The organism is Acinetobacter sp. GFQ9D191M (assembly GCF_011174875.1).
GTDB lineage: Bacteria > Pseudomonadota > Gammaproteobacteria > Pseudomonadales > Moraxellaceae > Acinetobacter.
In genome coordinates this window covers 1-12,891 of the sequence record NZ_JAALGV010000118.1, presented here as the reverse complement: position 1 = coordinate 12,891, position 12,891 = coordinate 1, and the positions used below count along the sequence as shown (strand labels likewise).

General features: G+C 39.8%; 16 protein-coding genes. 6 read left to right on the top strand and 10 right to left on the bottom strand.

Annotation, left to right across the window (positions count from 1 at the left end; all coding sequences use genetic code 11):
- Positions 1-4: 4 nt before the first annotated feature.
- From rimM to ispH, 6 genes are all read right to left on the bottom strand, one after another.
- Complete coding sequence (gene rimM / locus G5T77_RS15105; protein ID WP_004787070.1) at positions 5-553, bottom strand: ribosome maturation factor RimM; 549 nt, start codon at positions 551-553, stop codon at positions 5-7.
- A 21-nt stretch (positions 554-574) separates the two neighbouring features.
- Positions 575-832: a 30S ribosomal protein S16 gene (rpsP, locus tag G5T77_RS15100; RefSeq protein ID WP_004826436.1), complete on the bottom strand. Its 258-nt coding sequence runs from the start codon at positions 830-832 to the stop codon at positions 575-577.
- A gap of 138 nt (positions 833-970) precedes the next feature.
- Positions 971-1,390, bottom strand: a complete 420-nt coding sequence (locus tag G5T77_RS15095) for a type IV pilin protein (RefSeq protein WP_166138009.1) — start codon at positions 1,388-1,390, stop codon at positions 971-973.
- Positions 1,391-1,398: 8 nt separating this feature from the next.
- On the bottom strand, positions 1,399-1,806 hold the full coding sequence (locus G5T77_RS15090) for a prepilin-type N-terminal cleavage/methylation domain-containing protein (protein ID WP_125279636.1): 408 nt from the start codon (positions 1,804-1,806) through the stop codon (positions 1,399-1,401).
- The gene (locus G5T77_RS15085; RefSeq protein WP_034705386.1) at positions 1,806-2,570 is read right to left on the bottom strand and encodes a hypothetical protein; all 765 of its coding nucleotides are present in this window, start codon (positions 2,568-2,570) and stop codon (positions 1,806-1,808) included. The genes G5T77_RS15090 and G5T77_RS15085 overlap by 1 nt, the downstream gene beginning before the upstream one ends.
- Positions 2,571-2,633: 63 nt before the next feature.
- Positions 2,634-3,584 (bottom strand): 4-hydroxy-3-methylbut-2-enyl diphosphate reductase, encoded by a 951-nt coding sequence (gene ispH, locus G5T77_RS15080; RefSeq protein ID WP_034705389.1) that lies wholly within the window; start codon positions 3,582-3,584, stop codon positions 2,634-2,636.
- A 135-nt stretch (positions 3,585-3,719) separates the two neighbouring features.
- On the opposite strand from ispH, the gene gmk reads away from it, so the two are divergent.
- The 3 genes from gmk to G5T77_RS15065 all read left to right on the top strand — a co-directional run bounded on the left by gmk (position 3,720) and on the right by G5T77_RS15065 (position 7,025).
- On the top strand, positions 3,720-4,343 hold the full coding sequence (gene gmk, locus G5T77_RS15075; RefSeq protein ID WP_004787090.1) for a guanylate kinase: 624 nt from the start codon (positions 3,720-3,722) through the stop codon (positions 4,341-4,343).
- A 77-nt stretch (positions 4,344-4,420) separates the two neighbouring features.
- Complete coding sequence (gene rpoZ / locus G5T77_RS15070; RefSeq protein ID WP_004650579.1) at positions 4,421-4,702, top strand: DNA-directed RNA polymerase subunit omega; 282 nt, start codon at positions 4,421-4,423, stop codon at positions 4,700-4,702.
- Between the two features lie 217 nt (positions 4,703-4,919).
- Positions 4,920-7,025: an HD domain-containing protein gene (locus G5T77_RS15065; RefSeq protein ID WP_166138012.1), complete on the top strand. Its 2,106-nt coding sequence runs from the start codon at positions 4,920-4,922 to the stop codon at positions 7,023-7,025.
- Positions 7,026-7,098: 73 nt separating this feature from the next.
- Here the strand turns inward: G5T77_RS15065 and G5T77_RS15060 are convergent, their stop codons facing one another.
- Positions 7,099-8,157, bottom strand: coding sequence for an RNA-guided endonuclease TnpB family protein (locus G5T77_RS15060; RefSeq protein WP_004787095.1), 1,059 nt, complete (start codon positions 8,155-8,157; stop codon positions 7,099-7,101).
- A 131-nt stretch (positions 8,158-8,288) separates the two neighbouring features.
- Between G5T77_RS15060 and G5T77_RS15055 the strand changes: the two genes are divergently transcribed.
- The 3 genes from G5T77_RS15055 (at position 8,289) to bfr (ending at position 9,777) form a co-directional block, all read left to right on the top strand.
- A complete protein-coding gene (locus tag G5T77_RS15055) occupies positions 8,289-8,672 on the top strand; it encodes a RidA family protein (RefSeq protein ID WP_004787096.1) in 384 nt (127 codons plus the stop codon).
- 219 nt (positions 8,673-8,891) lie between these two features.
- On the top strand, positions 8,892-9,086 hold the full coding sequence (locus G5T77_RS15050; RefSeq protein WP_004787097.1) for a bacterioferritin-associated ferredoxin: 195 nt from the start codon (positions 8,892-8,894) through the stop codon (positions 9,084-9,086).
- A 226-nt stretch (positions 9,087-9,312) separates the two neighbouring features.
- Positions 9,313-9,777: a bacterioferritin gene (bfr, locus tag G5T77_RS15045; protein WP_034705394.1), complete on the top strand. Its 465-nt coding sequence runs from the start codon at positions 9,313-9,315 to the stop codon at positions 9,775-9,777.
- 54 nt (positions 9,778-9,831) lie between these two features.
- Here bfr and G5T77_RS15040 read toward each other — a convergent pair whose 3' ends face one another.
- The 3 genes from G5T77_RS15040 to G5T77_RS15030 all read right to left on the bottom strand — a co-directional run bounded on the left by G5T77_RS15040 (position 9,832) and on the right by G5T77_RS15030 (position 12,745).
- Positions 9,832-11,466 carry an O-antigen ligase family protein gene (locus G5T77_RS15040; protein ID WP_166138015.1) on the bottom strand — a complete coding sequence of 545 codons (1,635 nt, stop codon included), beginning with the start codon at positions 11,464-11,466 and terminating at the stop codon, positions 9,832-9,834.
- Positions 11,467-11,980: 514 nt separating this feature from the next.
- On the bottom strand, positions 11,981-12,337 hold the full coding sequence (locus tag G5T77_RS15035) for a helix-turn-helix transcriptional regulator (RefSeq protein ID WP_166138018.1): 357 nt from the start codon (positions 12,335-12,337) through the stop codon (positions 11,981-11,983).
- Between the two features lie 222 nt (positions 12,338-12,559).
- The gene (locus tag G5T77_RS15030) at positions 12,560-12,745 is read right to left on the bottom strand and encodes a helix-turn-helix transcriptional regulator (RefSeq protein WP_166138027.1); all 186 of its coding nucleotides are present in this window, start codon (positions 12,743-12,745) and stop codon (positions 12,560-12,562) included.
- Positions 12,746-12,891 lie beyond the last annotated feature (146 nt).

Sequence of the window (12,891 nt, the reverse complement as noted above, 5' to 3'; positions counted from 1 at the left end):
AGGATTAATAATCTACGCCCCAATTTACGTAGATACGACCAGCTTCGAGATCAACCCGCTGTACCACATCTTTATGCCATGGAATCATTCGCTCTTCGCCATCAACGCTATCAGCAGTAGCGCGAACTACCATCACGTCATTGGCACCTGTTTCAAACATTTCATGGATTTGACCGAGATTCACTTCCTGTTCTTCTTCATCCAGACCTAACACAGTTAGACCTTTCAAATCAGACCAGTAATACTCATCCACGCCTGGTTGAGGCAGTTGCGATTTAGAGATCCAGACATTAGCACCAACCAGACCGTCCGCTGCGGTGCGATCACTCACACCCTTCAACGAAACAACCAAGCCCTTGCCATGCGGTTTCCAACGTTTTACATCGACAATTTGCCATCCTGCTTTGGTCTCAATGTACCAAGGAAGGTAGTCAAATATGTTGCTCATAGGTTCTGTATTGGAATAAACCCAGAGCCACCCATTTAATCCATATGCTGAACGTAACTGTCCAATCTGAATACGATCTTCGGGAACATTCTGTGTTGGTGTCATGGGCTACCTGCTACCTTAAAATTAAGCAGCAGCTGCAGCTTTCTTAGCTTGAGCAGCTAGAGAAGCAACACGTTCAGAAGGTTGAGCACCTTGAGAAACCCAGTGAGCAAAACGGTCAGCATCTAAACGAAGTTTTTCTGCTTTACCTTGAGCTGTAGGGTTGAAGAAACCGATACGTTCGATGAAACGACCGTCACGTGCATTACGGCTATCAGTCACAATGATTTGATAGAACGGACGTTTTTTAGCACCACCGCGTGCAAGACGAATAACAACCATGATAGAACCTTATAGTTTTTACGGATTATTCATGTACCGACCACCGGAACACTTCAAACCCCTTTCATAGAGGGCAATATTTTACGCGAAGTTTGCTCTGAATGAAAGATCAAAAATTGATTGGCTACAATTTTGGGTTTATTTACCGTCCCATGGCTCACATGCACCGGAAGTTTTCTCCCAGCACTGTTTGCCTGTGCTATCTAACGTTATTGCACCAGTACCTTGTAATTTTCCAGTAGGCACCGGAGTTGCTGTGAGTGTCCATGTCTGATCATTATTGGCAAGCACTAAACCTAGAGCATAATTATTCTTTACGTCATCGGGTACATTCGTTGTAATAAATGCTGCTGTCGATGCATCTTTATAACTTCCGTGTGCAACTTTGTATGCTGATAACTGTTGCGCAATATCTAACATCACACTTTGAGCTTCAACGCGTTTGGTTCTTTCTTGGTAACCCGTATAGCTTGGATAAGCAATTGCAGCCAAAATACCAATTATGATCACAACAATCATTAATTCAATGAGCGTAAAACCTTGTTTATATGATTTCATTTGACTCCTCATTGGCAATTAACTGGTACTGTACAAGAAGTATCAGACCATTCACATGTTGCCCCCTGACTATTCGATGCATAATTTTTATATAAACTTGAATCATCTAAGGCCTGATTAATACAAGACTTTATTGACCATTTTCTTAACTCTGAAGTGACAGTAGTTGTATAAACATGTTTTGTTCCTGCATTTGCTGTCACACTTTTTCCATTCATACCTTCATAACTAAAGTTACGTGACTTCTCTTTCTCAAGCTCAAGACTCAGATCAGCAATTTGTTGTAATGCAAGCTTTTCATTACCTTTACGCACATAAGCTTGATAGCTGGGCAGCGCTATAGCTGCCACAATTGCCAAGATGACAACAACGATCATGAGCTCTATTAAAGTGAATCCTTTAATACTTTTCATCATTAGTCACCACCAGAATTAAATGGTAAATATTCAAACCATCGTTTAGGTATCAATTTGTCAGACACCGTATATTCTGGTGGCTTAGGATCAATATCCTTATTAAAAATTAAGGTTCTATTAGTAGCTGTTGAGCGACCAGTACCAAATGTTAAACCTATAATACCTGAACCTAAATCTCCAATTTTCTCAGGGTTGGTGGATGTAGTCGTTCCAAAACAAGTTTTATCACCATAAGGCAGGCAAAATTTGTAAGCTGAACTACTACCTACAATCCCGCCAGTACATTCTGTTGCATCCCCATCTTTAGCAGTACTTTCATCAGGATTAAAAAGTGAATAGTACAAATCATTGTCTAATGCTATACCTTCTTCCATTGCTCTTACTTGATGCTTCGCATCTTTACCTACTTTAGGCATTGGAAAAAACCAGCCTTTATGAGTACCTTTATTAAAGCTACCAGTACCACTTATATCGTGCATCGAATCTAGGGTAATTAATGTAGGAGTACCTATTGGACTAGACGTCACAGTATCATCTTTAATTGCAACAACATAATCTTGAGGATAAGACGTGCCCGTGTCTAATGGACTACTACGATCACCTGAAGCCAAGGTCACCATTGCAAAGCGTTTACCGTTATCATCTTTATGAATGGTAAAGGTAGGAGCCTCATAGAAACGTCTTGGAGATTTACCAGTGGTATTTAGGTCTGCTATTTTGTTTGCTTGATATACTAGGTTACTACTCGCGGCACTTGAACCCAACTTTCATATTATAGCTATCTGTTTAATTTTTAATAAAAAATAAATTGTTAAATAGTTAACAATTTAAGCCTGTGTTACAGGAATACGTAACTCTTTCGGTAAGCTGAAAGTAATATTCTCTTCTCGCCCATCCAGCTCATGTGGTGCCTGTGCGCCCCAATCCTGTAAACGCTGAATCACCTGCTTAATTAAAATTTCCGGGGCGGAAGCACCTGCAGTTACCCCAATTTTAGAAATATTGGTAAACCATTCCTGCTTAAGCTCATCTGCATTATCGACCAGATAGGCCGCTTTACCCATACGTTCCGCGAGTTCGCGCAAGCGATTTGAATTCGATGAATTCGGTGATCCTACAACCAGCACGACATCACAACGTGCAGCTAAATCACGTACTGCATCCTGACGGTTTTGTGTCGCATAGCAAATATCATCTTTGCGTGGACCTTGAATATTCGGAAATTTTTTGCGAAGCGCATCAATGACTTTCGCTGTATCGTCAATCGACAAAGTCGTTTGGGTTACAAAAGCGACTTTTTCAGGATTACGCACAGTTAAAGCTGCAACATCCTCTTCATCTTCGACCAGATAAATGTCACCACCATTATTTTTATCATATTGCCCCATGGTGCCTTCAACTTCTGGGTGCCCCTCATGACCAATCAGAATCGCCTCCACTCCCTCACGGGCATATTTAGTCACTTCAATATGTACTTTAGTGACCAATGGACAGGTCGCATCAAAAACTTTTAAACCACGGCGTTCGGCTTCCTGCTGTACAGCTTTAGACACGCCATGTGCACTAAAAATCACGATATTGTCATCCGGAACTTCATCTAGCTCATCGACAAAGATTGCACCACGCTGACGTAAGTCATCAACCACAAATTTATTGTGGACCACTTCATGACGCACATAAATGGGTGGATTAAAGCATTCTAGGGCACGGTTCACGATCGCAATGGCACGATCCACACCGGCACAGAAACCACGCGGGTTAGCTAAAACAATTTCCATAGAAATCCTCAATACTCACTCAATTTATGGCGCTACAATTCAAATAAATGTAAAACAATCGACGTACAACTATTTAGTTTAAAGCCGGTCTACTCTAAAATAGAGAAGATATTTTATCATATCAGGAAAAATATCATGTCGGGTCTCTTGTTTGTCGTTTCTGCAGCGTCTGGAACGGGCAAAACATCCCTCGTTAAAGCATTACTTGAACGCGTCAACAATCTTCATGTTTCTGTTTCTCATACGACACGCGGTCAACGACCTGGCGAACTCGATGGCGTACATTATCATTTCTCGACTAAAGAAGACTTTTTAAACCTGGTCGAGGAAGGTGGTTTTATTGAATATGCCGAAGTCTTTGGTAATTATTACGGCACAGCACAAGCGACTGTAAAAGAACAACTTGCTAAAGGTCATGATGTACTACTTGAAATTGACTGGCAAGGTGCACAACAAGTTCGTCGACTTTTTCCTGAATCTAAACAGATTTTCATTCTTCCGCCAAGTCAGTTCGATTTGCGTCAGCGTCTTTCCAACCGTGGTACAGACTCTGTTGAAGTGATTGAACACCGTCTTAGCTGTGCAGTCGAAGACATGCAGCAGTACGTCAACTTTGATTATGTCATTATCAATGATGACTTTAATAAGGCATTGCATGATCTTGAATCTGTGATTATTGCTAATCGACTGGTCCTTTCCCAGCAAGCGACCCGCCATGAAAAACTGATCCAGGCTCTAATTACTCCAAGCGAACAGTGATTAAAACTTGAGTCTCCAGACAAAGCATTTTATACTGTGCAGTCTGTTGAAATTTACTATTCAAAACGAGAATTCTTATGGCACGCGTAACCGTTGAAGATTGTTTAGACCATGTAGACAACCGCTTTGAGCTTGTACTAGTGGCAAGCAAACGCGCGCGTCAATTGGCACGTCAAGGCATTGAACCAACTGTGGAATGGGACAATGACAAACCGACTGTAGTTGCTTTACGTGAAATCGCTGCAGGTCATGTATCAAAAGATATTTTGAAACAACGTGATCAAGATTATCAAACTTCAAGTTTAGACCTTGCTCTTTCTGCAAATAATCTAAATTTAGATGGTTTTTCTTTCCAATAAGAATAAACCATTCCGAAAAGCCTAGTTTTAAACTAGGCTTTTTTTGTCCTGTGACTTTTATATTTTGCGCAGAACGGTTATAACATAAGGGTTAGCTCTAAAGTCAGTATAAATTTTTCACTTGTTGATATGAAAAAACTGACCCACTTTATGTTATACATTTCATACGAGCTTTTTCTGTTTTATTTGTTAAAAAATCCAGTTTTAAAGGTGTTTTATGCCAGGCCCACAGGTCAGTGAAGCTAAGCAACAGTTAAAAATCATCATCGACGCGTACTTAAGTGAAAGCGATGTCGAACGTGTGCTTGCGGCCTGTGATTATGCCGATATTGCCCATGATGGCATTACCCGTAAAAGTGGTGAACCTTATATTCTGCACCCTATCGCGGTGAGCTGTATTCTGGCCCATATGCGTCTGGATACTGAAACCTTAATGGCAGCGCTGCTGCATGATGTCATTGAAGATACCGACTTCAATAAAAATGACATTACTGAAAAATTTGGCAGCACGGTTGCAGAGCTGGTTGATGGTGTCACCAAGCTCAGCCATTCCAGTGATAAAGAATATAATAAAGCAGCCTCTTTCCGTAAAATTCTGCAAGCGACTTTACAGGATCCACGTGTCATTATTGTGAAACTGGCAGATCGCTATCACAACATGACTACGTTGGAAGCATTACGCCCGGATAAACGTGCTCGTATTGCCCGTGAAACCTTTGAAATTTTCGTTCCAATGGCACGCTTGGTCGGCATGAACGAAATGGCAGATAATCTAGAACATCTCTGTTATCAGAATCTGGATCTGGATATGTATAATGATGTCCAGGCTGCCCTTTTAGAAACCAAGCCTAAACGCTGTGAATATCAGGCCAAGTGGGAACAGAAACTTAACGAATTACTACAGCAATATGCCATTGAAGGCCGGGTTAAAAAGAAAAACAATAATATCGAGCTATTACGCCATTTTGTAAAAAATGATATTGATCTGCAGGAACTTACACATAGCCACGCATTTGAAATTATCTTACAGAGTATTGCCGATTGTGACCGCCTTGCCGATATCCTGACTGAAAGTTTTACGGTTCAAAATTATCAGGACAATATTCGCCGTCCCCTTCCAGGCGGCAACCAGTCTTTAACCATGCGCTTAAAAGGCGAAAAGACTACTTTATCGCTAACTATTCAAACTGAACTGATGCGTAAAGCTGCACGCTTTGGCGTCGTACTTGGTGAAAATGCCCCTCAAGCCTGTCGCTCTGCCATTCAAGCATCCATGCAAAATCTGAACGTATTGGTTGATGGTGAATGCGCCAAAACTACGTTCAGCGAATTACTGGATTATTTGCATCAGGAAAAAATTTGGGTTTATACCCCTCACGGTCATCTGCATGAATTACCGCAAGGTGCGACTGCAGTTGATTTTGCCTATGCTGCCAGCCTGTTCCTGGGTAACCACGCTATTGGCGCTAAAATTAATGGTGAAACCAAACCGCTTTCTACGCCATTATTGAGTGGTCAGGTCGTTGAAGTTATCACTGATGTTCTTGCAACCCCAAACCCGGACTGGCTCAGTTTTATTAACACCCAAAAAGCCCGTCGCGCGATTCAGAATATCCTGCGCGATCAAGACATTGAAGAACAGCGCCTTGTGGGTCAACAGGCCCTCAACCGTGCCTTAAAACTTTTCCAGTGTTCTATTCTCGATCTGACCGAAGCTGACTGGAAAAATGTACTGGAATGGCGTCATGTTCCCACTAAAGAGCAACTATTTGAACAGATTGCTGTAGGTGACTTATTACCACAACTGGTTGCTAACCATTTATTTGCACATGACCAGCATCAAAATGCGAATAGTTCAGGTCGTCTTATTCAGGGTACAGAAGGTGTAGATGTTAAATACGCACATTGCTGCAACCCGGTACTTGGTGATCCAATTCAAGGTCATCTGACTCGTCGTGGCCTAATTGTACATCGTGCCCGTTGCCATAATTTATTGCAGGAACAACATATGCATCCTGAAAATATTATGCCTCTACAATGGACGACTGAAGATCTGGATGATGTCAGCTTTACTGCCTATCTCTGTATTGATCAGGCCATGGACGATGAACAGATTTCCGATCTGATTTATCAATGTCGTAAAGGCCATACAGGTGTAGAGATGGTGCGTAATTATGATGGCAAAACTTATGTAAATATTGTGGTGCATAACCGTAAACAGATTGCCAAGATTATTCGTGATTTACGCATGCATTTTGGTTTTCCACGTATTACCCGCTTAGAACAACCGCTCAATATTGCTGAAACCTCTAAAGCCAGTTAATCATTTAAAACGATAATGCTTTTGTCAGTTGAATTGATCTAATATGATGTATGTTGATGTTGACATCCTCCAGCTAAAGCAAGCGGATTCCTACTGCTAGACGCTCATGCCCAAGCGCAAGTATGTTCTTAGCGGAATTTAAATCACGATGATTTATACTTCCACACTCACATTCCCATACTCTTATTCGCAAATCTGTTCTACCTTTGGGACTGCTAGAGGTGATTTCACCGCAGCACGAACAGATTTGGGTTGTGAATTTCTCACTGACTTCCTCAAATAATACCCCTGCGTTCTCGCATTTATACTTGAGCATTGTTTTCAGTGCTGAAAATCCTGTGTCCAAAACAGATTTCGCCATCTTGGTTTTTACAAGTTTGCTCGCACTTAAGTCACCTACAACAATCAGTGCATTTTCTTTCACAAGCAGAGTGCTTGCTTTATGCAAATGGTCTTTACGACAATTGGCAATTTTAGCGTGTAATGCACGTACACGTTTTTTATTTCTTGCTCTTTGAGCAATCCCTAATTTCTGCTCGTAATTACGGTAAAACTTAGGATTTGAAATTACAGTACCATCTGAGCAGGTGGCAACGTCTTTTAGACCAAGATCAATACCAATCGCTTTAGTTGCCGTTGGTTTGTCTTGTTTAGGTGAGTCCACAACAAGACACACATACCAGCGCCCACGACTATCCTCAACGAATGAGCCTGTTCTCACGCTGTATTTACTTATGCCGTAGCTATCCCATAGCTTAAATTTCTGCTTGCCGTATTGCACATATCCATCAGCATATTTAATCGCTACTTTTTTAAATGGTATCCAACCAAGCGAACGTCTTGCTGACTTCTTGTTACTCACACGCCATTTCAGCTTTGCTTTCTTGTGTTGTCTTCTTTTATCAACATATTCTTCTGTTATCCCTTGCACTGTTTGACTATGCAAACCACACAATTTTGAAGTTCCTTTTGTGTATTGAGTCATATCAAATGCTGAGAAAAAGTCACCTGTTCTTTTCAGGTGTTTGAAACTCAAATCATTCACATAATTCCAAACAAAGTTCACCTCAGATGCTAATTGGTCTAGCACCTTGCAATGTTTGTCTTTTATGCGTAATTTAAGTGTTTTCATGAGCTTATTTTAGATCATGTTAAATTAAAGGTGTTGATTTTAAAAAATTCAACGACATTTTATGTCGTATCGCTTATATCTCTGCCCTGAAGGACAGAGTTTTACGCTCCATTTGATAAAAGGAGAAATTAATGTTCCGCCAAGTAATCCATACTGAAAATGCCCCTGCTGCCATTGGCACCTATTCGCAAGCCATTCTTGTGGGCGATACCCTGTATCTATCTGGTCAAATAGGTTTAGATCCATACAGCATGGAACTGGTTGAAGGCATTGAAGCACAGATTCGCCGTGTATTCGATAATTTAAAAGCCGTCTGCGAAGCGGCCGGTGGCTCTCTGGCAGACATCGCCAAACTGAATATTTATCTGACTGATTTATCGCACTTCCAGCTGGTGAATCAGATTATGGGTGAATATTTTGCCCAGCCTTATCCAGCACGTGCAGCACTCGGTGTTGCCAGCCTACCGAAAGATGCTCTGGTCGAGATGGATGGCGTAGTCATCATTCAGCAATAATTTTTAAAATTTATGTAACACCTAAGCTTCTATATTTCGTTTGCAATCATGAATCACTCAAGCAAAAACCCGAGCAATAATCGGATTTTTGCTTGAGTGATATTTTTTTATCTAAATCATCAATCATTATAAAAAGCATTTTCAAATGATTTTTATTGACAAACGATAACAATTATCAATAATATCTATTATCTTATTTATTCACTGTGGTTGTATCCTATGTACGTTTGTCTATGCCGTGGCATTACAGATCAAGACATTAAAGATGCTATTGCAAATGGCGCCGAAAGTTACCGTGATGTACGCGAAATGCTTGATCTAGGGACGTGTTGTGGTCGTTGTGCTCCTGAAGCCCGTATGATCATCAGTGATGAAATTTCCCAGATTGCTGCACGGCTAGCGGTTGCTGCCTAAAGCGGATAACGATAATTATAAAATCAATGGTCTCGTATCATTACTCCTCCCCCGCCTCCGACTCTGGCGGGTTTTTATTGCTTTATATTTCACCTGAAGCTTTTTGATTGCGATTTTCATTTGCAGTTCAATAAATTACTCGCCATTGCTCGCTCGATTGATTTAAGATAAGTTAATCAAAAACCCATAGCGATAAATGGGTCAACAGGCTATATGGAGTGATACGATGAAAGGCAATCGTGATGTAATTAATCAGCTGAACCAGGTGTTGTATCACCACCTAACTGCAATTAACCAGTATTTCCTGCATTCACGCATGTTTAATGACTGGGGCATTGAAAAACTGGGTTCGGCAGAATATAAAGAGTCCATCCGCCAGATGAAGCATGCCGATAAAATTATTGAACGTATTTTATTTCTAGAAGGCTTACCAAACCTACAACATCTTGGCAAATTGTATATTGGCCAGCATACTCAAGAAGTACTGCATTGTGATGTACGTAAAGTAAAAGAAAATATTGAAGTCATTCAGCAGGCTGTGGCTTTGGCAGAAACACAGATGGATTATGTGACTCGTGACTTGGTGCGAGAAATTCTGGAAAAGGAAGAGGAATATCTGGACTGGACCACAACTCAGCTTGATCTGATTGAAAGTATTGGTATCGAAAACTATATTCAAAGCCAGCTCTAAACTTAGAATAAATCAATAAAAAAGCCAGCAATTGCTGGCTTTTTTATATGAAATTTATCTTGGCATATCCTGAATCAATTCCTCATAACTGAGTTCGGTTTTTTGAATGACCTTCAGACGTTGCAGCTGATGCCTGGCTTCATCTTTATACCCATTAAAAGCTAGCAGTTTGGCGTATTTAATCAGATTATATTTAGTTGGATAGCTTAATACCATCTGCTCACCCTCTTGAATCTGTTCAGAGGATACTTTGCTATACGGATTAAGACGAATCCAGTCAATACGATGATTAAACTCTGTTAATAAATAGATTGGCTGTTGATTGGTGATTTTCTCAGGTTGTTGCTCATAACGAATACTTTGACCAAGTTTTGGCACAGCGACATCATAATCCCGATAGATCACGATCAATAACAGTAGTCCAAACCCAAAAATGATTTTCATTGCTATAGCGGGTAAGGTCACGGTTTTGATATTCGGATTTTGGGCTAGAACAGTACCTAAAATAAAACCTACTGGCAACAGGAAATAGGCATAATGCTGTGGAAACTCAAACATGGCATGCGTAAGAAAAGTCCCAATCATTAAAATACCAATGACCGACTCAGGGGTCTTAACCCATCGCTGCATCTGATAACCCAAATAGCCGAAATAGGCTAAGAAAGGCAGACCAATAACCAGCCCATTCCACAGCAAGAAATCAATAATTAAGTTATGTGCACTGCGAATCCAGACCGGACCCTGCACTGTATCACTGATCGAGACAAAGGCAACACTGGTCTGATACCAGCCATATCCAAACCATGGCTGTGCCTGAACTGCAGCTAACATTTGCTGCCAGATGGCGAGTCGTGACATGTCACCGGTTGCACGTGATACCACATCACGACTTTGTACCACCTGGGCATCCATGACCTGAGTCGCCAATTGACTTAGCAATGGAAAAGCGACAATACAGGAAATAAAAAAGATGAACCATGCTGTGCTGTAATACCATTTCAGGCGAATAATCCCTTTATATTGATAGAATGCTAGATACAATATGATCGCGATCGCAGCAACCCATGCTGTACGTGACTGGCTTAAAGCCACGCCAACGACAATGATTGCCGCACATGAAAATAGCCACTTGGTCTGGATTTTTTTCTTTTCATACAGATAAAGGCAACTCATCAATGTCATAACTAAAAAAGTCGCCATATTATTCGGCTGGGCAAAGTTGGCATAGGGACGTTGAGTACCACTGATATTAACCACACCTGGTAATATTGAATCCAGATTCATCCACTGACATACAGCAATTAAGCCTGTAATCGTTCCTGAAGCTAAAAACACATAGCTAAGATTGGTAAAAGTTTCTTCCCGGTTATAGTTTCCGGTTGAAAGGTGATAACCCAACACACTTGCGAGCCAAAAGCTAAAGACAAAAATAAAACCCATCATAGCGGTGCTAAAGAAAAAGACCTGTCCTGCTAGCAAATGTATAAGCGGGACACAGGCGAGTAGCAACAAAGGTAAGGTTATGGCGGGTATTTTTAATTTATCTTTTAAGCAAATTGCAGCTAATCCAAATAGCGAAAAAAAGGCATATAGCTCACCAGTATAGGTGACCCAGGGGCGGTAATGTACAGGCATGAGCCATGCAAGGGAGATGAGGATTGCTGCGATCAGTGCAAGCGTGAATTTCATGGAAATATCAGGCGGTAGAAGTCTGGCACATGATAAACAAAAAACAGATAATTTTGTAATTTGATCAGAATATCTGAAAAATTCGAACTCACTTAATTTCGACCACAAATATAAACATCAAATAGAAAAAAATGACACTTTTTGTCACTTAATTACATAAATTTACCTTGTGAGTTTTTAACAATTTTAATTCGTTAAACAATATATTGATTTCATAAGAAATAATTTAGTAACATGTATTGGCACACTTTGTGCAAAATATAAACTAGCTTACAAAGCTTATAACTAAATTAACAAAACATTTGTGGAGAATGTTATGAACGCTCAAAAAGGCTTTACATTGATCAATACTCCATAAGTGTCCATATAAAATCAAGAATCCATAAGTTAGCTAATATGGACTTCTTCCATTTTTTAGGCATGTAAGCTCAATTAATTGAGCGTAATGAAAAAAATCAATGATCTCATCACTGAATAGGAACAGTGTAGAATTAAATTAATGCTGTCATTTTTATTACCAATCTAGATCTTCTTTAGTTATTTTATTTCTTTGGCTTGTTATTGCATCATGATTCGTACCAGAGGCTCTTCTACGAATTTTTCCTCTAAGTTTAAATAATTGAATTGGTGAAATTATTTGAGGGACTAATAAATTGTCCAATTGCTCAGTACAGTCCAACGCAATGAGCAGTGCCATTAAATCCTGTACCTTTCCATCTCCCTGTTCCCAGATTTTGACTGTGTAGCGGCTAATACCTGCTGACTGCGCAACTTCTTCTTGAGTTAGGTCTAAATTCAATCGTGCCCGTTTTAAACGTTCGCCTAATTCGCGACCCATAGCACTGGGCGTTGTATATGCATTAAATTTCATAGTGCTATTGCTTCAATATGGCTTAAGAATTTCCAGTTGAATTCATTTTACCCTGTTTTTATTTGTGCTTATAATGATCAAAAAAATGATCATTAAGTGCTTTTTTTAGTTATGGTGGTCAAATATTTAATCATTATAAAACATAAATACAATCACCTTTAAAACATTAGATTGCTTTGTAGATTTTAAAATTTATTACAATAAAATATAAATTTCAATATCTTAAGGTAATAAATCCTTTACATTAACATTTAATGCTGATGCAATTTCATAAAGTTTTTCCGCTGTTAAGTTAACTTCACCTCGTTCAATTCGACCTAAATAACTTCGATCAATCCCACACTGGAGTGCTAAGAATTCTTGTGTAATTCCTTGTTCTAATCTAGTAGCACGTAATAATTTTCCAATTTCCTTAGTTAGATAGTTCTGTCATTCACGATTAACTGCTCAAAAAACAGAAATATCAACAATTGAGGACTATACATCCACGGACTATAATCCTCTTTTTGTAAAACAGTGAAACTTTAAATATGTTAGGACTTACGCACTATTAT